19 protein-coding genes are annotated in these 17,395 nt (G+C 70.0%); 13 read left to right on the top strand and 6 right to left on the bottom strand.

Annotated features, from left to right (window positions below; translation table 11 throughout):
- Positions 1–145 precede the first annotated feature (145 nt).
- Both ACQKIP_RS10980 and cofC read right to left on the bottom strand, forming a co-directional pair.
- Entirely contained in the window at positions 146–349 is a 204-nt protein-coding gene (locus ACQKIP_RS10980) for a hypothetical protein (protein WP_365864806.1), read from the bottom strand.
- Between the two features lie 13 nt (positions 350–362).
- The gene (cofC, locus tag ACQKIP_RS10975) at positions 363–998 is read right to left on the bottom strand and encodes a 2-phospho-L-lactate guanylyltransferase (RefSeq protein ID WP_365864804.1); all 636 of its coding nucleotides are present in this window, start codon (positions 996–998) and stop codon (positions 363–365) included.
- 148 nt (positions 999–1,146) lie between these two features.
- On the opposite strand from cofC, the gene ACQKIP_RS10970 reads away from it, so the two are divergent.
- Genes ACQKIP_RS10970 through ACQKIP_RS10960 form a run of 3 tightly spaced genes read left to right on the top strand, consistent with a single transcriptional unit; the run spans position 1,147 to position 4,158 of the window.
- Positions 1,147–1,938 (top strand): lysophospholipid acyltransferase family protein, encoded by a 792-nt coding sequence (locus tag ACQKIP_RS10970; RefSeq protein ID WP_365864803.1) that lies wholly within the window; start codon positions 1,147–1,149, stop codon positions 1,936–1,938.
- Complete coding sequence (locus ACQKIP_RS10965) at positions 1,935–2,945, top strand: NAD(P)H-dependent glycerol-3-phosphate dehydrogenase (protein WP_365864801.1); 1,011 nt, start codon at positions 1,935–1,937, stop codon at positions 2,943–2,945. The genes ACQKIP_RS10970 and ACQKIP_RS10965 overlap by 4 nt, the downstream gene beginning before the upstream one ends.
- 34 nt (positions 2,946–2,979) lie before the next feature.
- Positions 2,980–4,158, top strand: a complete 1,179-nt coding sequence (locus ACQKIP_RS10960; protein ID WP_365864799.1) for a D-alanine--D-alanine ligase family protein — start codon at positions 2,980–2,982, stop codon at positions 4,156–4,158.
- A gap of 26 nt (positions 4,159–4,184) precedes the next feature.
- On the opposite strand, the gene ACQKIP_RS10955 is transcribed toward ACQKIP_RS10960, so the two are convergent.
- Together ACQKIP_RS10955 and ACQKIP_RS10950 are read right to left on the bottom strand one after the other, a co-directional pair.
- Positions 4,185–4,673 (bottom strand): DUF3515 domain-containing protein, encoded by a 489-nt coding sequence (locus ACQKIP_RS10955; protein ID WP_365864844.1) that lies wholly within the window; start codon positions 4,671–4,673, stop codon positions 4,185–4,187.
- A gap of 23 nt (positions 4,674–4,696) precedes the next feature.
- Complete coding sequence (locus tag ACQKIP_RS10950; protein WP_016642988.1) at positions 4,697–4,930, bottom strand: Lrp/AsnC family transcriptional regulator; 234 nt, start codon at positions 4,928–4,930, stop codon at positions 4,697–4,699.
- Between the two features lie 209 nt (positions 4,931–5,139).
- Here ACQKIP_RS10950 and ACQKIP_RS10945 point away from each other — a divergent pair, with 209 nt between their 5' ends.
- Positions 5,140–6,108 carry a thiamine-phosphate kinase gene (locus ACQKIP_RS10945; RefSeq protein ID WP_361194166.1) on the top strand — a complete coding sequence of 323 codons (969 nt, stop codon included), beginning with the start codon at positions 5,140–5,142 and terminating at the stop codon, positions 6,106–6,108.
- Positions 6,109–6,335: 227 nt separating this feature from the next.
- Here ACQKIP_RS10945 and rpmB read toward each other — a convergent pair whose 3' ends face one another.
- A complete protein-coding gene (gene rpmB / locus ACQKIP_RS10940) occupies positions 6,336–6,521 on the bottom strand; it encodes a 50S ribosomal protein L28 (RefSeq protein WP_160507429.1) in 186 nt (61 codons plus the stop codon).
- Positions 6,522–6,739: 218 nt separating this feature from the next.
- On the opposite strand from rpmB, the gene ACQKIP_RS10935 reads away from it, so the two are divergent.
- The 9 genes from ACQKIP_RS10935 to mutM all read left to right on the top strand — a co-directional run bounded on the left by ACQKIP_RS10935 (position 6,740) and on the right by mutM (position 16,927).
- Positions 6,740–8,437, top strand: coding sequence for a DAK2 domain-containing protein (locus ACQKIP_RS10935; protein WP_365864797.1), 1,698 nt, complete (start codon positions 6,740–6,742; stop codon positions 8,435–8,437).
- A 71-nt stretch (positions 8,438–8,508) separates the two neighbouring features.
- Entirely contained in the window at positions 8,509–11,742 is a 3,234-nt protein-coding gene (locus ACQKIP_RS10930) for a helicase-related protein (RefSeq protein ID WP_365864795.1), read from the top strand.
- A gap of 71 nt (positions 11,743–11,813) precedes the next feature.
- Positions 11,814–12,407, top strand: coding sequence for a 16S rRNA (guanine(966)-N(2))-methyltransferase RsmD (gene rsmD, locus ACQKIP_RS10925; protein ID WP_365864793.1), 594 nt, complete (start codon positions 11,814–11,816; stop codon positions 12,405–12,407).
- A gap of 26 nt (positions 12,408–12,433) precedes the next feature.
- Entirely contained in the window at positions 12,434–12,913 is a 480-nt protein-coding gene (gene coaD, locus ACQKIP_RS10920; RefSeq protein ID WP_190084850.1) for a pantetheine-phosphate adenylyltransferase, read from the top strand.
- 100 nt (positions 12,914–13,013) lie between these two features.
- The gene (locus tag ACQKIP_RS10915; protein WP_365864791.1) at positions 13,014–14,099 is read left to right on the top strand and encodes a cell division initiation protein; all 1,086 of its coding nucleotides are present in this window, start codon (positions 13,014–13,016) and stop codon (positions 14,097–14,099) included.
- A 121-nt stretch (positions 14,100–14,220) separates the two neighbouring features.
- A complete protein-coding gene (locus ACQKIP_RS10910; protein WP_427742813.1) occupies positions 14,221–14,916 on the top strand; it encodes a YceD family protein in 696 nt (231 codons plus the stop codon).
- A gap of 2 nt (positions 14,917–14,918) precedes the next feature.
- Positions 14,919–15,092, top strand: a complete 174-nt coding sequence (rpmF, locus tag ACQKIP_RS10905) for a 50S ribosomal protein L32 (RefSeq protein ID WP_003965982.1) — start codon at positions 14,919–14,921, stop codon at positions 15,090–15,092.
- Between the two features lie 7 nt (positions 15,093–15,099).
- Positions 15,100–15,951: a ribonuclease III gene (gene rnc / locus ACQKIP_RS10900; RefSeq protein WP_365864789.1), complete on the top strand. Its 852-nt coding sequence runs from the start codon at positions 15,100–15,102 to the stop codon at positions 15,949–15,951.
- Between the two features lie 112 nt (positions 15,952–16,063).
- The gene (gene mutM, locus ACQKIP_RS10895) at positions 16,064–16,927 is read left to right on the top strand and encodes a bifunctional DNA-formamidopyrimidine glycosylase/DNA-(apurinic or apyrimidinic site) lyase (protein ID WP_365864787.1); all 864 of its coding nucleotides are present in this window, start codon (positions 16,064–16,066) and stop codon (positions 16,925–16,927) included.
- On the opposite strand, the gene ACQKIP_RS10890 is transcribed toward mutM, so the two are convergent.
- A complete protein-coding gene (locus ACQKIP_RS10890) occupies positions 16,897–17,325 on the bottom strand; it encodes a winged helix-turn-helix transcriptional regulator (protein WP_365864785.1) in 429 nt (142 codons plus the stop codon). The genes mutM and ACQKIP_RS10890 overlap by 31 nt on opposite strands.
- Between the last annotated feature and the right edge of the window lie 70 nt (positions 17,326–17,395).

Here is a 17,395-nt window from a genome sequence, read left to right as displayed (position 1 = left end):
CCTTGGGGTCCTTCATCAGCAGCGCGACGGGGTCGACCTTCTTCAGCGGCCGGCCCGCGGCGTGTTCGGGTGCCGGTCAGGCCCTCGTACGGGCGTCCGTACGGGCTCCGGCAGGGCCTCTGCGCGGGCTCCGGCAGGGGTGAGCTCAGAAAGTCTGCAACGTCACCAGAGTGATGCGCCGCTGCTCGCCCTCACCCTCGACTTCGATCCGTACCCGCTGCCCTGGCCTGAGCAACCGCAGGCCGCCCGCGTCGAACGCCGGGGGATCGAAGGTCACCGGGGTGCCGTCGTCGAGCAGCACGCTGCCGCTGCGGGTCTCGGAGTCGTACGTGTACGCGGTCGCCTGCATGGGGGAAGCGTACTCAGTCGGCGATCAGGAGCCGCGCCGCGGCCGCCGCCGTGCGCGGTCCCACGCCAAGGGCGAGCGCGGCCCGCAGGTCGTCGCCGGTGTCCACGTCCTGGCGTACGGAATCGACGCCGCCGAGCGGAAGTTCCACGGCGCCCGACGCCGCGTGCCGGGAGCGGGACCGGGTGCCGAAAGCGGGGTGCAATTCCGTGCCGGGGGCCGCGGACAGCAGAGTCGTCCCCATTCCGGCGGCATCCGCGAGGAAAGCCCGGGGAAATCGGGCCGCGTCGTCGAGCACCCTGGCCAATTCCGGGGGCCGCAGTGCGGGGAGGTCGGCATTCAGGGCCGCGACAGCGGTTTCGGGCCGCGCGGCGCGCACGGCCGCCGTCCCGTGGACCAGAGCGGCGTTGAGGCCGCCCGCGGGCTCGTCGCGCACGATCCGGGCTCCCAGCGCCGCCAGCTCCCGCCCGGCCAGGCCGTCGTCCGTGACGACCACCACACTCCGTACCGCAGGGCAGGCCGTCGCGGCGGCCACGGTGTCCTGCGCGAAGGCGAGGGCGAGGCCCGGCCGCAGAATGTCGCCGGTGGCGGCGGTGAGCCTGCTCTTGGCGCGCTCCAGCGGCTTCAGGGGTATTACCAGGGTCCACTGCACGGGGGGCGGCTCCGTCCTTCGCGTCAGCGCCCATTGTGGCCTGCTGGGAGGCCCGGCCCGTGAGAGCGGGCGTACGGTGTTCTCGACAGACAGGCAGCCCGGGGCGACACTTGTGCGGCCGTCCGGGTTCATGGAGGAAGGTGTCCGAGTGTCCCGCCGCAGAATCGGCTTCTGGTACCGCCTGGCGGCGGTCATCGCTAAACCGCCGCTGGTGGTTCTGTTCAAGCGGGACTGGCGAGGAATGGAACACATTCCGGCCGACGGCGGATTCATCACGGCGGTGAATCACAACTCGTATATCGACCCGCTGTCGTACGCGCATTTTCAGTACAACACCGGACGAGTGCCCCGTTTCCTGGCCAAGGACGGCCTTTTCAAGGACGGCTTCGTCGGCAAGGTCATGAAGGGCACGGGCCAGATCCCGGTCTACCGCGAGACCACGAACGCGCTCGACGCATTCCGTGCCGCGGTCGACGCGATCGAGCGCGGCGAGTGCGTGGCGTTCTACCCCGAAGGCACCCTCACCAGGGACCCCGAGATGTGGCCGATGACGGCCAAGTCCGGTGCCGCGCGGGTCGCCCTGCGAACCCAGTGCCCGGTGATCCCCGTCGCGCAGTGGGGTGCCAACCTCGCGCTTGCCCCGTACAGCAAGAAGCTCAACCTCTTCCCGCGCAAGAAGCTCCAGGTCCTCGCCGGCGAGCCGGTCGACCTCTCGCGCTTCTACGGCAAGGAGCCCACCCCCGAGATCCTGCGGGAGGTGACCGAGGAGATCATGGCCGCGGTCACCGAACTCCTGGAGGAGATCCGGCAGGAGAAGGCCCCCGAGACCCCCTACGACCCGCGCAAGGCGCGGCTCGCGCAACGGCGCAAGGCGGCGGACCAGAACGGTCACGGCGGCTCCGGGAACAGCACCGAGAACACCACGGAGGACAGCAAGTGACGAACCCGGTGAAGGCCGCCGTCTTCGGAACGGGCTCTTGGGGTACCGCCTTCGGCATGGTGCTCGCCGACGCGGGGTGCGACGTCACTCTGTGGGGCCGCCGCGCCGAACTCGCGGACGCCGTCAACTCCTCGCGCAGGAACCCCGACTACCTCCCCGACGTCGAACTCCCCGAGAACCTCAGGGCGACCACCGACCCGGCCGAGGCCGCGGCCGGCGCCGACTTCACCGTGCTCGCCGTGCCCTCGCAGACGCTGCGCGCGAACCTCGCGGAGTGGGCGCCGCTGCTCGCCCCCGGCACCGTGCTCGTCTCCCTGATGAAGGGCGTGGAGCTCGGCTCCGCGATGCGGATGAGCGAAGTCATCGAGGACGTCACGAAGGTCGCGGCCGACCGCGTCGCCGTCGTCACGGGCCCCAATCTCGCCCGTGAGATCGCCGCCAGGCAGCCCGCCGCCGCGGTCGTCGCCTGCCGGGACGAATCGATCGCGCAACGCCTCCAGACCGCCTGCCACACGCCGTACTTCCGCCCGTACACGAACACGGACGTCATCGGCTGCGAGCTCGGCGGCGCCGTCAAGAACGTCATCGGTCTCGCCGTCGGCATCGCGGACGGCATGGGCCTGGGCGACAACACCAAGGGCTCGCTCATCACCCGCGGTCTGGCCGAGACCACCCGTCTGGGCCTGGCGATGGGCGCGGATCCGCTGACGTTCTCCGGACTCGCGGGCCTGGGCGACCTGGTGGCCACCTGCTCGTCGCCGCTCTCGCGCAACCACACCTTCGGCACGAACCTCGGCAAGGGCATGACCCTCGAGGAGACCATCGCGGTCACCAAGCAGACCGCCGAGGGCGTCAAGTCCTGCGAGTCGGTCCTCGAACTGGCCCGCAGGCACGGCGTCGACATGCCCATCACGGAGACGGTCGTGGGCATCGTGCACGAGGGCACGCCGCCGGTGGTCGCCCTCAAGGAGCTGATGTCGCGCAGCGCCAAGCCCGAGCGCCGCTGACTCCGAGGGGGCCAGCGGGTACCCTCAAGCCGATATGAGCAGCGAGAACCTCCCCCAGAGCCCCAAGGCGCACCCCGAGCAGAGCTCTGAGCTGCCGCTCCGCAAGCCGCGTGTGGCCGTCGTCTTCGGCGGCCGCAGCTCGGAGCACGGCATCTCGGTCGTCACGGCGGGCGCCGTACTGCGTGCCATCGACCGCAGCAAGTACGACGTCCTGCCCATCGGCATCACGACGGACGGCCGCTGGGCCCTGACCGCCGACGATCCCGACCGCATGGCGATCACCGACCGTCAGGTGCCCAACGTCGACGCGCTGGCCGAGTCGGCCGACGGGGGCGTGGTGATGCCCCTGGACCCCAACAACCGCGAGGTCGTCTACAGCGAGCCCGGCTCCGTGCCCAAGGCGCTCGGCGAGGTCGACGTCGTCTTCCCGATGCTGCACGGCCCGTACGGCGAGGACGGCACCCTCCAGGGACTCCTCGAACTCTCCGGAGTGCCCTACGTGGGCGCCGGAGTGCTCGCCTCGGCCGTCGGCCAGGACAAGGAGTACATGAAGCGCGTCTTCACCTCCTTCGGGCTGCCCGTCGGCCCGTATCTGGTGATCCGCCCGCGTGAGTGGGACCGCGACCAGGAAGGCGCCCGCAAGAAGATCGCGGAGTTCGCCGGGGACCACGGCTGGCCGCTGTTCATCAAGCCCGCGCGCGGGGGCTCTTCGATGGGCATCACGAAGGTCGACTCCTTCGAGGGCCTCGACGAGGCGATCGAGGAGGCCCGCCGCCACGACCCCAAGATCCTCGTCGAGTCGCTCCTGCGGGGCCGCGAGATCGAGTGCGGCGTCCTGGAGTTCGAGGACGGGCCGCGCGCCAGCGTGCCCGCCGAGATCCCGCCGGTGCAGTCGCACGACTACTACGACTTCGAGGCGAAGTACATCGACTCGACGCCCGGCATTGTGCCCGCCCCGCTGACGCCGGAGCAGACCGCCGAGATCCAGCGGCTCGCGGTCGACGCCTTCGAGGCCACGAGCTGCGAGGGCCTGGTGCGCGCGGACTTCTTCCTCACCGAGGACGGCTTCGTGATCAACGAGATCAATACGATGCCGGGCTTCACGCCCATCTCGATGTACCCGCAGATGTGGGAGGCGAGCGGCGTCAGCTACCCCGAGCTGGTGGACCGCCTCGTCCAGGCCGCCCTCAACCGGTCGACGGGGCTGCGCTAGCACCCCCCCCGCCAGGCGCCCGGGCGCTACGGGGCGATCCCCTCGGGGATGGTCTTCTTGACGGGGGCGGCGAAGTCCGTCAGCGGGCCCACGCCGCTCCCCGCACGCTCCTTGGGCAGGGTCACCTCCACGTACGCCTCGCGCAGCGTGGAGGTGAAACGGAACGAACCGTCGTCCTGCTCCTCGATCAGCCAGTTGACGCCGTCCGCCGTCACGCCGTCCGCCTCCGGGTCGTTCATCTTCGGCGGTTTGGCGACACCGCAGCGCAGTATGATCGCCGGGTCTCCCCACCCGGCGGTCAGCTCCGACTTCGGCGCGGGATCAACCCGTGCAAGACCGTCCACCTTCTTCGGCAGCTGCTTGTCCAGGTTCCGGCACAGTTCGGTGACCTTGCTGTCCGGAGCGGGAACCGTGGCCTTCGCCTCTTCGTCTGCTGAGGAGCAGCCCGCGGACGCGATCAGGAGTGCGAGAGCGGGTGCTGAGAGCAGGCAGCGGCGCCGGCGACGGGAAGACATCACCGGCCAAGGGTAGACGGGGGCTACAAGTGCACGACGGGGCAGGTCAGGGTGCGGGTAATGCCGTCCACTTGCTGGACTTTGGCGACCACCATGCGGCCGAGTTCGTCCACCGTGTCCGCCTGGGCGCGCACGATGACATCGTAGGGTCCGGTCACGTCCTCGGCCTGGATCACTCCTGGGATCTTGCCGATCAGCTCGGCGACGGTCGACGCCTTGCCGACCTCTGTTTGGATCAGGATGTACGCCTGTACCACGGAACCTCCAGGGCGGCCACGAGGATCATGTGGGGAGAAGGGACGCCACGGTACCGCGTCGCTGCTTCCCGCGGGGAGACCCGGGATCGCTGTGGCGCGCACATCGCGGTGGACGGGCAACAGAAGTTGACGGTCATCTCGACCGTACCTATGACAGTGAAGGCTCGCGACCGCAAGCCGAGCAGCGTGAAAGGGCATGGTGAGTCCCGGTGAAGGGAACCGTCGGCGAGTTGGGGGAGTTCGGGCTCATCAGGGAACTCACGTCCCGGCTCACCTCCACCCCGGCCGTCCGGCTCGGGCCCGGCGATGACGCCGCCGTCGTGTCGGCGCCGGACCGCAGGGTCGTGGCCAGCACCGACATCCTCCTGGAGGGCCGCCACTTCCGCCGCGACTGGTCCACCGCGTACGACGTGGGCCGCAAGGCCGCCGCGCAGAACCTCGCGGACATCGCCGCCATGGGCGCCGTACCGACCGCTCTCCTGCTCGGCCTGGTCGTGCCCGCCGAACTCCCCGCGAGCTGGCCCACCGAGCTCATGGACGGCCTGCGGGACGAATGCCAGGTCGCGGGGGCGGCCGTGGTGGGCGGCGACGTCGTACGCGGTGACACGATCACCGTCGCGATCACCGCGCTCGGCGATCTGCGCAACCACGAGCCGGTCACCCGCGCGGGAGCGCAGCCCGGCGATGTCGTCGCCGTCACCGGCTGGTTGGGCTGGTCCGCCGCCGGGCACGCGGTGCTCTCGCGCGGCTTCCGCTCGCCCCGAGCCTTCGTGGAGGCCCACCGCAGGCCCGAACCGCCGTACCACGCGGGCCCCGCGGCGGCCGGGCTCGGCGCGACCTCGATGACGGACGTGAGCGACGGTCTGATCGCCGACCTCGGTCATATCGCCGAGTCGAGCAAGGTGCGCATCGACATCCGCTCCGGAGCCGTCGACGTGCCCTCCCAGATGAACGACATCGGCCAGGCCGTCGGCGTCGACCCGCTCCAGTGGGTGCTCAACGGCGGCGAGGACCACGCGATAGTGGCGACGTTCCCGGCCGACGTGAAGCTCCCCGCCCGCTGGAAGGTCATCGGCGAGGTCCTGAACCCCTCGGCGCTGCCCCAGGTGACGGTGGACGGGGCGCCCTGGACCAGCAAGGGCTGGGACCACTTCGGCGACAACGGCGACATGGAATGAGCGTCGTCGACGACATGGGCGTCCGGGCTGCCAAGACCGGCATGGCGGCCTGCGCCTAACTGGTCGGGACGGCGGCCGAGTTGATCGCGGGCACGGACGCCCCCTGTCGCACGGCTCACGGGCAAGGGTGGCAGGCGCACAAGGGCGGCAGGCACACACGAAAGAGCCGGTCCCCCGAGGGGGACCGGCTCTTTCAGCAACCAGCTAGGTGGCCGCGCTTACATGCGTCAGCGCGAGACCTTGCCGGCCTTGATGCACGAGGTGCAGGCGTTGAGCCGCTTCGGCGTCCCGCTGACCACGGCACGAACGCGCTGGATGTTCGGGTTCCAGCGACGGGACGTACGGCGGTGAGAGTGCGAGATGTTGTTGCCGAAGCTCGGCCCCTTGCCGCAGACGTCGCAGTTGGCAGCCACGGGTCACTCCAAGACTTCAGATGCACTTACGGTTAATCCCGGCATGCCGGGATCAGTGCAATGATCGTGGGTGGCGTTGCCAGGAGGAATGGCCCGATGGGTATCGGGCAACCGGAGCAGCATACAACGACTGCTTCGGTAGAACGAAACTACCATGTCTCGCCCCGGCCCCGCCCCGGGTCCTTCGCCCGTCCCGGTCTACGCTGCGTCCAGTCCGGATGCCCTTAGGAGGCGAGCAGGTGCCGCAGAACCTCGACGCCGTCGCGGTGCGCGCCTGGTGCGGCCTCGCTCTGGACGCCCTGGGAGGGGCCCGCGAGGAGATCGACGCGATCAACGTCTATCCGGTCGCGGACGGAGACACCGGAACCAATCTCTATCTGACCGTGGAATCGGCCTCCCGGGCCGTCGAAGCGGTGTTCACGGGCCTCGAACCCGCCCGGCCCTCCCTCGCCGAGGCGGTACGGGCGATGGCGCACGGCGCGCTGATAGGCGCCCGCGGCAACTCGGGCACCATCCTGTCGCAGCTGCTGCGGGGGATGGCGCAGGTCCTCGGCGCCGACCGTGACACCGATCACGCCGATGGCCCGGCCCTGGCGCTCGCCCTGCGGCGGGCCGCCGAGTCGGCCTACCAGGCGGTGGCACGTCCCGTGGAGGGCACGGTCCTGACGGTGGCGGCGGCCGCCGCCGACGCGGCCTGCGACGCCGGGGGCGACGGCGACAGCGGCAGTGACTGCGGGATGGTGGCGCGGGCCGCTTACGACAGCGCGTGCCGGGCGCTCGACGCGACGCCGGAGCAGCTCGCGGTGCTCGGCCGTGCGGGAGTGGTGGACGCCGGGGGGCGCGGGCTCGTGGCTGTGCTCGGGGCGCTGGTGGGGGCCCTGTCGGGGGAGACGCTGCGCTCCCCGTACCTGAAGACGGGCGCTTCGGGCGGCCACGCGCGCGCGGAACACGCACAGCCCGTCGAGTGCCAGGACGTCCCGGCCGCCGCCCCGGCACCGGCCTTCGAGGTGATCTACCTCCTGGAGGCCGACGACACGGCCGTCGCACGGCTGCGGACGCGGCTCGACGGGCTCGGTGACTCGCTCGTCGTCGTCGGCGGCGACGGGCTGTGGAACGTCCACGTCCATGTCGACGACGCCGGGGCCGCCGTCGAGGCGGGCGTCGAGGCGGGGCGGCCCCACCGCATCCGCATCACCCACTTCGGAGCGGGCGACGCACACACCGCGGGCGCCGCGCAGCCGCCGCGGGAGCGCGCGCAGCGGGCGATCGTCGCGGTCGTACCGGGGGAGGGCCTCGCCGGTCTCTACGCCGACGCGGGGGCCACCACCGTTCCCGCGCGGCCGGGGGAGCCGCCCGCAAGCGGGGAGCTCGTCGAAGCCGTCCGGCGCGCCCACGCGCGCGAGGTGGTGCTCCTGCCGAACGACGCCGAGCTGCGCCACACCGCTGCCGCCGCCGCGGAGCAGGCCCGCACCGAAGGGGTGCGCGTCGCGCTGATCCCCACCCGGTCCGCGGTCCAGGGCATCGCGGCGCTCGCCGTGCACGAGCCCGACCGCCGCTTCGACGAGGACGTCGTCGCCATGACCTCGGCGGCCGGCGCGACCCGCTACGCCGAGCTGGCCGTCGCCGAGCGGCAGTCGTGGACCATGGCGGGCATCTGCCAGGCCGGTGACGTACTGGGCCTGATCGACGGGGACGTCGCGGTGATCGGCGACGACACCACGCGCACCGCGCGGTCCGTCCTGGACCGGATGCTGGCCGCGGGCGGAGAGATGGTCACGCTGGTACTCGGCGAGAACGTGCCGGACAGCCTCGGCGACGACCTGGAGAAGCATGTGCGCGAGGTGCATCTGGCGGTCGACACGGTGATCTACCGCGGCGGACGCCAGTCGGCGCTGCTCCTCATCGGCGTGGAGTAGCCGGCCTTCGCGACGGCCCTCACCAGCGGATTCCAGAGACGTACGCCGAATTGTCAGTGGGGTGGTGTGCAATGGATCTCGTGCCCGCGCTCGAAGAACCCCTGAAGAAAGTGGTCGGTCCCGCCACCGCGAAGGTGATGGCCGAGCACCTCGACCTGCACACGGTCGGCGACCTCCTGCACCACTACCCGCGCAAGTACGCGGAGCGGGGCGAGCTCACCCGCCTCGCCGACCTCCCCCTCGACGAGCACGTCACGGTGGTCGCCCAGGTCGCGACGGCCCGCATCCTGACGTTCAACGGCGGCCGGGGCCAGCGCCTCGAAGTGACCATCACCGACGGCAGCGGCCAGCTCCAGCTGGTCTTCTTCGGCCGCGGCATCCACAAGCCGCACAAGGACCTGCTGCCCGGCACGCGCGCGATGTTCGCGGGCAAGGTGTCCGTCTTCAACCGCAAGATGCAGCTCGCCCACCCCGCATACGAATTGCTGAAGCGCGACCCGGACAACCCCGGCAGCGCGGACGACGCGGTGGACTCCTGGGCCGGCGCCCTCATCCCGATCTATCCGGCCACCGCCAAGCTGGAGTCCTGGAAGATCGCCAAGTCCGTCGACGCGGTCCTGCCCAGCGCCCGCGAGGCGCTCGACCCGCTGCCGCCGAACCTGCGCGACGGCCGGGACCTGATCCCGCTCCCCGAAGCACTCCTGAAGATCCACCGCCCGCAGACCAAGGCGGACATCGAATCCGCCCGCGACCGCCTGAAGTGGGACGAGGCCTTCGTCCTCCAGGTGGCCCTGGCCCGCCGCAGGTATGCGGACGCGCAGCTCCCCGCGATCGCCCGCCGCCCCCGCGAGGGAGGCCTGCTCGACGCCTTCGACGCCAAGCTGCCCTTCACCCTCACCGACGGCCAGGAGAAGGTCTCCAAGGAGATCTTCGACGACCTGGCCACCGAGCACCCGATGCACCGCCTCCTTCAGGGAGAGGTCGGTTCCGGTAAGGCTCAGCCGCTCGATTCGCTGGTCCTGACGCCGGACGGCTTCCGACCGATGGGCGAAATCCGGGAAGGCGAGTCCGTCTTCGTACCCTCGGGAGAGATCGCCGTGGTCGATGGCGTTTTTCCACAGGGCGAGCGTGACGTGTGGAGCCTGACTCTGTCGGACGGAAGCTCCGTCGAGTGCGACGACGAGCACCTCTGGATCGTGGGTACGAGTTGCGGCTGGCACCGCGGCCAGCAGCCCAAGGTGATGACGACCAGGGAAATCCGCCTGGACCTGTCCAAGGCGAACGGAACCTCGAAGTGGTACCTCCCTGCTGCGACACCAGTCGATCTCGGGGGTGACGCAGCGCCGCCACTCGATCCGTACTTCTTCGGGCTGCTGCTGGGGGACGGGTCCTTCAGGCACAACCTGCGGCTGTCCACGATCGACGACGAGATCCACGACGCTGCCGCTGGCGCTGTGACCCCGGAGTGCCACCTGGTCCCCGTGGCCGGGTCCTCCTGCGATTACACGATTCAGCTGGTCCACCGGCCAGGAGGAGTCCGTAACCCTGTCATTCAGGTGCTGCGGGACCTAAGACTCTGGGGCCTGGCCTCACACGACAAGTTCATCCCGGACGTGTTCAAGAATGTGTCGATCAAAAATCGGCTGGCTCTTCTGCAAGGGCTTCTGGACACAGACGGCACGATCCAATCGGACGGGCTGAGTATTTCGTTGTGTTCGGCCTCTCTCAGGCTTGCTGAGGACGTCGCATGGCTCGTGCGGTCGTTGGGTGGCCGGGCAAGGGTGCTGCCGAAGAAGGCGGCGTTCAATGTGTCGATCGCCCTGCCGGACGAGTACGCGCCCTTCCGGCTCACGCGGAAAGCCAGCCGAGTGAAGGAGCGGCCGAAGTACAACACCTTCCGACGGGGAATCCGCAGCGTCGAGTTCGTCGGGCGGAAGCCGGTCCAGTGCATCAGCGTCGCTCACCCGAGCCGGGCGTACATCACCGACAATTTCACGGTCACGCACAACACGATGGTCGCCCTGCGCGCCATGCTCGCCGTCGTGGACGCGGGTGGGCAGGCCGCCATGCTCGCGCCCACCGAAGTGCTCGCCCAGCAGCATCACCGCTCGATCACCGAGATGATGGGCGAGCTCGCCGAGGGCGGCATGCTCGGCGGCTCGGACCAGGGCACCAAGGTCACGCTGCTCACCGGCTCCATGGGCGCGGCAGGCCGCCGTCAGGCCCTGCTCGACCTGGTCACCGGCGAGGCCGGGATCGTCATCGGCACCCACGCCCTGATCGAGGACAAGGTCCAGTTCCACGACCTGGGCCTGGTCGTCGTCGACGAACAGCACCGCTTCGGGGTCGAGCAGCGCGACGCCCTGCGCGGCAAGGGCAAGCAGCCCCCGCACCTCCTGGTCATGACGGCCACGCCCATTCCGCGCACGGTCGCGATGACGGTCTTCGGCGACCTGGAGACCTCGGTCCTCGACCAGCTCCCCGCAGGACGCTCGCCGATCGCCAGCCATGTCGTCCCGGCCGAGGACAAGCCCCACTTCCTGGCCCGCGCGTGGGAGCGCGTGCGCGAGGAAGTGGAGAACGGCCACCAGGCGTACGTGGTGTGCCCCCGGATCGGCGACGACGCCGACGAAGCCGCCGACCCGAAGAAGGCCAAGAAGAAGGCGGAGGAGGAAGCCACCGCCGAGAAGCGGCCCCCGCTCGCCGTCATCGAGGTCGCCGAGCAGCTCGCCCGCGGCCCGCTCAGCGGCATCGAGGTGGAGGTTCTGCACGGCCGCATGCAGCCCGACGACAAGGACGCGGTGATGCGCCGCTTCGCCGCCGGAGAGACGCAGGTCCTGGTCGCCACGACGGTCATCGAGGTCGGCGTGAACGTCCCGAACGCCACCGCCATGGTGATCATGGACGCGGACCGCTTCGGCGTATCGCAGCTGCACCAGCTGCGCGGCCGGGTCGGCCGTGGCTCGGCACCCGGTCTCTGCCTCCTGGTCACCGACATGCCCGAGGCGAGCCCGGCCCGCGCCCGCCTCGGGGCCGTGGCCGCGACACTCGACGGCTTCGAGCTGTCCCGGATCGACCTGGAGCAGCGCCGCGAGGGCGACGTACTGGGCCAGGCGCAGTCCGGTGTCCGCTCCAGCCTGCGCATGCTCGCGGTCATCGAGGACGAGGAGATCATCGCCGAGGCCCGCGAGGAGGCCGTCGCGGTGGTCTCCGCCGACCCGGACCTGGAGCACCTGCCCGAGCTGCGCACGGCCCTCGACGCACTCCTGGACGACGAGCGCGAGCAATATCTCGACAAGGGCTGACAGGCGGCAGTCGCACAGGGGCTGAGAGACTGAGGCCGGATCTTCCCGTACGTACACCGACAAGGACTCAGATGACCCGCGTGATCGCCGGAGTGGCCGGCGGACGTCTCCTCGCCGTCCCACCGGGAAGCGGCACCCGGCCCACGTCCGACCGCGCGCGCGAGGGCCTGTTCTCCACCTGGCAGGCGCTTCAGGGCACGCTGGACGAGGCGCGCGTCCTCGACCTGTACGCCGGGTCCGGAGCCATCGGCCTCGAAGCGCTCTCGCGCGGCGCGGGCCATGCCCTGCTCGTGGAGACCGACGCCCGCGCGGTGCGCACGATCCGGGAGAACGTGAAGGCCATCGGCCTGCCCGGCGCAGAGGTCAGGGCGGGCAAAGCCGCCCAGATCGTCCAGGGCGGCGCCCCCGCGACCCCGTACGACCTGGTCTTTCTCGACCCTCCGTATGTCGTCACCGATGACGATCTTCGCGAGATCCTGCTCACACTCCGTGCCGGGGGCTGGCTCACGGACGATGCGCTCGTCACCGTTGAACGCAGTACCAGAGGCGGAGAATTCAGCTGGCCCGACGGCTTCGACGCAATCAGGTCCCGTCGCTACGGCGAAGCCACGTTTTGGTACGGTCGCGCCGCCTCTACGTGCGACGACTCAGTGATCGCGCCATGACCGGACCGGAGAGCGAGGGACTTCAGTTGCGCCGCGCCGTCTGTCCGGGGTCATTCGACCCCATCACCAATGGACACCTCGACATCATCGCCCGCGCCTCCAGGCTGTACGACGTGGTGCATGTCGCGGTGATGATCAACCAGTCGAAGAAGGGCCTCTTCTCCGTGGAGGAGCGGATCGAGCTGATCCGCGAGGTCACCGCCGACTTCGGGAACGTCGAGGTCGAGTCCTTCCACGGCCTTCTCGTCGACTTCTGCAAGCAGCGCGACATTCCGGCCATCGTCAAGGGCCTGCGGGCGGTCAGCGACTTCGACTACGAGCTGCAGATGGCCCAGATGAACAACGGCCTCTCGGGCGTCGAGACCCTCTTCGTGCCCACCAACCCCACCTACAGCTTCCTCTCCTCCTCGCTGGTCAAGGAGGTCGCCGCCTGGGGTGGTGACGTGGCCCACCTGCTGCCGCCGGTGGTCCACGAGGCACTGGCGGAGCGCATCGGCAAGAAGTGACGCGAACTGACAGCCCGTCACCCGGTGTCGGACGGCCGCCGACTGGCCTTACAGTCGTGCCGTCCGTCTCCAACCAGCTGTAGAGAGTGGCGAGCACACGGTGGACGTGCAGAAGAAGATCGACGAGATCGTCGAGGCGGTCGGCAGCGCCCGGTCCATGCCCATGTCGGCCTCGTGCGTGGTCAACCGCGCCGATCTGCTGTCGATGCTCGAAGAGGTGCGCCAGGCGCTGCCCGGCTCCCTCGCCCAGGCGCAGGAGCTCATCGGCGGCCGTGAGCAGATGGTCGAGCAGGCCCGCCAGGAGGCGGAGCGGATCATCGAGACCGCCCACGCCGAGCGCGGTTCGCTGATCTCCGACACGGAGGTCGCCCGTAATTCCCAGGGGGAGGCCGAGCGGATCCTCGCGGAGGCCCGCCAGAGCGCCGAAGAGGTCCGCGTCGAGGCCGACGACTACGTGGACAGCAAGCTGGCCAACTTCGAGGTCGTCCTCACCAAGACCCTCGGCTCGGTCGGCCGCGGCCGCGAGAAGCTCCTGGGCACCGGACCCGGCCTCGACGAGCAGGGTTACGAGGACGAGGACGCCCCGCAGCGCAGCCACGACCCCGAGACCCTGCGCCGGGACGCGGACGCGTACGTCGACGCCAAGCTCGGCGCCTTCGAGGCAGTCCTCGCCAAGACCCTGGAGGCGGTCGGCCGCGGCCGGCAGACCCTGCACGGCCGTGCGCCCGCCGACGACCTCGCGGGCCTCGCCGAGGGCCTCGGGGGGCCGCAGGCGCACACCACGGACGCCGAGTACCTCGCGGGCCTCACCGACCCCGCGGCGCCCGTGGTCCCCGCCGCCCCCGCCGCCGTTGTTCCCGACGCCCCGCAGCCGCCGCAGACGGCCCCGCAGATCCCGGCGCAGCAGCCGTACGCCCCGCCCCAGCAGGAGCCGGACCCCTACGGCTACCAGCAGCAGGACCAGTACGCCTACCAGCAGCAGTACGCCCAGCAGGACCCGTACGGCTACCAGCAGCAAGATCCTTACGGCTACCCGCAGCAGGGCTACGACCAGACCCAGCAGCAGGGGTACGCGGAGCCGCAGCAGCAGCACCACCCCGCTCCCGGCGTGCTCGACGAGACCAGCCTTTTCGACACCGGCATGATCACTGCCGAGCAGCTGCGCCAGTACGAACAGGGCCGCTAGCGCTTGCCCGGCGGACCGGCCGGGACCGGATTGGGCCGAGAGCGAAAGGTCCAGTATCCTGGCTCTTCGGTCGCGCGTACGTCCGCGATCCGGGCTGCCCTGTCAGTGAGCCGAGCTCATCATGAAGGGGCCGCCCTCCTTGAACTTCCAGGATTCGAAAGCAGGAAAAGCCCTGAGTGCTCACCTTGACCACCGAAACCCTCTCGTGTTCGACACACACGAGCTGGGTCGGCGTCCTGGTGCGCTCCAGCGGCTGACCCGGTCCGTCGAGGCCCCCGGTTCTCCGGGTGTCTTCGGCATCGACGGGGTCATCGGAGTGCCGGCCGGCGCTCCGGTCGAGCTGGAGATCCGCCTTGAGTCGGTCATGGAAGGGGTGCTTGTCACAGGCACCGCCCGTGCAACGGCCGAGGGGGAGTGCGTAAGGTGTCTGGAGCCGCTGAAGCTTGAGGTGGAAGCGGACTTCCAGGAGATGTTCTCGTACCCTGACGCCGACGACCGGGGCCGCACCGCGGAACCGGCCGACGACGCCGAGGAAGACGAGGACAGGCTCTATCTCGAGGACGGCTTGTTCGACCTCGAACCAGTGCTGCGTGATGCGGTGGTGCTCGCACTGCCGATGCAGCCGGTGTGCCGGGACGACTGTCCGGGCCTGTGTTCCCAGTGCGGAGCACGGCTCGCGGACGACCCGGAGCATCACCATGACGTCGCCGACATCCGTTGGGCGGCGCTGCAGGGACTCGCTGGGACCATCCAGGACGGCGAGAAGGACGACGTGAGCGGCGCCGAAGCCGGCGTCGACGAGAAGCAGGAGAAGTAGCCGTGGCTGTTCCGAAGCGGAAGATGTCGCGCAGCAACACGCGCCACCGCCGGTCGCAGTGGAAGGCTGCGGTCCCCACCTTGGTTTCGTGTGAGCGTTGCCAGGAGCCGAAGCTGCAGCACATCGCGTGCCCGAGCTGCGGCACGTACAACAAGCGCCAGGTCCTCGAGGTCTGAGCGGCTGGTGAGAGGCACCGTGTCTAGCCACAAAATGGCGGATGACGCCAAGGCGGAGAACGCCAAGAAGCAGGCGGAAAACACGGCCTCGTCCCACACGCTTTTGGAAGGGCGGCTCGGGTACAAACTCGAGTCCGCCCTTCTGGTGCGTGCACTGACCCACCGTTCGTACGCGTACGAGAACGGCGGTCTGCCGACGAATGAACGGCTCGAGTTCCTCGGGGACTCGGTGCTCGGACTCGTCGTCACGGACACGCTCTATCGCACCCACCCCGACCTGCCCGAAGGCCAGCTGGCCAAGCTGCGGGCCGCGGTGGTCAATTCGCGTGCGCTGGCGGAGGTCAGTCGCGGCCTCGAACTCGGCCTCTTCATCCGGCTCGGCCGGGGCGAAGAGGGCACGGGTGGCCGGGACAAGGCATCCATCCTCGCCGACACCCTTGAAGCGGTGATCGGCGCGGTCTATCTGGACCAGGGTCTGGACGCGGCGGGCGAGCTGGTGCACCGGCTCTTCGACCCGCTGATCGAGAAGTCCTCGAACCTGGGCGCGGGCCTGGACTGGAAAACCAGCCTCCAGGAGCTCACCGCGACCGAGAGCCTCGGTGTTCCCGAGTACCTCGTCACGGAGAGCGGCCCGGACCACGAGAAGACCTTTACTGCTGCCGCCCGCGTCGGAGGCGTCTCGTACGGCACCGGCACCGGCCGCAGCAAGAAGGAAGCGGAGCAGCAGGCCGCGGAGTCCGCGTGGCGCGAGATTCGCTCCGCTGCGGATGAGCGGATCGCGGCGGCCGAAGCCGCCGCGGGGGCTGCACCCGCCGCTGCCGCGAAGGCCGACGGGGGCTCCGAAGCTCCGTCTGCCTGACAGACGCTCTACTGTTGGTGCCGGTCGCCTTTTGGCGGCCGGCACCAGCCTTTTTCGCCGCTTCGCGGCGGGTTTCCCACCCGCTCGCCCGTCACCCGGAGTCAAGACCCCCATGCCCGAGCTGCCCGAGGTCGAAGTCGTCCGGCGCGGTCTTGAGCGGTGGGTGGCCCATCGCACCGTCGCCGGTGTCGAGGTGCTGCATCCGCGTTCCGTGCGGCGGCATCTCGCGGGCGGTGAGGACTTCGGGCTCCGCCTCAAGGGGCAGCGCGTCGGTACGGCGAAGCGGCGCGGGAAGTATCTCTGGCTGCCCGTCGAGGACAGCGGGGTCTCGATCCTCGCCCACCTCGGCATGAGCGGGCAGCTGCTCGTGCAGCCCCAAGAGGCCCCCGACGAGAAGCACTTGAGGATCCGGGTCCGGTTCGCCGACGAACTCGGCACCGAGCTGCGCTTTGTGGACCAGCGCACCTTCGGCGGGCTCTCGCTGCACGCGAACACCCCGGACGGCCTGCCGGACGTCATCGCGCACATCGCACGCGACCCGCTGGACGAGCTGTTCGACGACGCGGCCTTCCACGCCGCGCTGCGCCGCCGCCGTACGACGATCAAACGGGCCCTGCTCGACCAGTCGTTGATCAGCGGTGTCGGCAACATCTATGCGGACGAGGCGCTTTGGCGGTCCAGGCTGCACTACGAGCGGCCCACCACCGGCTTCACGAGCCCGCGCACGGCTGAACTCCTGGGCCATGTACGGGATGTGATGAATGAGGCCCTGGCCGTCGGCGGTACGAGTTTCGACAGCCTGTACGTCAACGTGAACGGCGAGTCCGGCTACTTCGAGCGGTCGCTCGACGCCTATGGACGCGAGGACGAGCCGTGCCGCCGCTGCGGTACGCCGATGCGCCGCCGTCCCTGGATGAACCGCTCCAGCTACTTCTGCCCGCGCTGTCAGCGACCGCCGGCCGCCAGGCCGTCGTAGCGTTCGCGTGCTTCGAGCACCCCGTCCATCCTGCCCTCCACGAACTGGATGAGGTTCATCAGGCGGTCGGCGATCTCGCGCCCCAGCGGGGTCAGGCGGTAGTCCACCCGCGGCGGGTTCGTGGGCTGGGCCTCGCGGTGCACCAGGCCGTCGCGCTCAAGGGCGTGCAGGGTCTGGGACAGCATCTTCTCGCTCACGCCGTCGACCCTGCGGCGCAGTTCGTTGAAACGGAACGAGCCGTCGTGCAGCGCGCCCAGGGTGAGCGCGCCCCAGCGTCCGGTGACGTGCTCCAGGGTGCCGCGCGAGGGGCACTGCCTGGAGAACACGTCGTACGCCAGGTCATCGGCGCCCGAGGTGTCCTCGGTGCGCGTGGCCTCGGCCTGCGCGGTGGAATCCATGCGGCCAGCATACTCCCGCACAGCGCTGACCCATGGGTGGCGCTAACTGTGGGTTAGTGGGAGCGGTCGC

Source organism: Streptomyces sp. NPDC059900 (genome assembly GCF_050270335.1).
In the GTDB taxonomy this organism is placed as follows: Bacteria; Actinomycetota; Actinomycetes; order Streptomycetales; family Streptomycetaceae; genus Streptomyces.
This window is presented reverse-complemented; position numbering and strand designations above follow the sequence as displayed.

Excerpts from the sequence above, each read along its gene's own strand:
- ACQKIP_RS10960 (WP_365864799.1), top strand. The coding sequence starts at position 2,980 with ATGAGCAGCGAGAACCTCCCCCAGAGCCCCAAGGCGCACCCCGAGCAG.
- ACQKIP_RS10955 (WP_365864844.1), bottom strand. The coding sequence starts at position 4,673 with ATGTCTTCCCGTCGCCGGCGCCGCTGCCTGCTCTCAGCACCCGCTCTC.
- ACQKIP_RS10980 (WP_365864806.1), bottom strand. The coding sequence starts at position 349 with ATGCAGGCGACCGCGTACACGTACGACTCCGAGACCCGCAGCGGCAGC.
- rsmD (WP_365864793.1), top strand. The coding sequence starts at position 11,814 with ATGACCCGCGTGATCGCCGGAGTGGCCGGCGGACGTCTCCTCGCCGTC.
- ACQKIP_RS10935 (WP_365864797.1), top strand. The coding sequence starts at position 6,740 with ATGCCCTTAGGAGGCGAGCAGGTGCCGCAGAACCTCGACGCCGTCGCG.
- mutM (WP_365864787.1), top strand. The coding sequence starts at position 16,064 with ATGCCCGAGCTGCCCGAGGTCGAAGTCGTCCGGCGCGGTCTTGAGCGG.
- ACQKIP_RS10890 (WP_365864785.1), bottom strand. The coding sequence starts at position 17,325 with ATGGATTCCACCGCGCAGGCCGAGGCCACGCGCACCGAGGACACCTCG.
- ACQKIP_RS10910 (WP_427742813.1), top strand. The coding sequence starts at position 14,221 with ATGAAGGGGCCGCCCTCCTTGAACTTCCAGGATTCGAAAGCAGGAAAA.
- ACQKIP_RS10930 (WP_365864795.1), top strand. The coding sequence starts at position 8,509 with ATGGATCTCGTGCCCGCGCTCGAAGAACCCCTGAAGAAAGTGGTCGGT.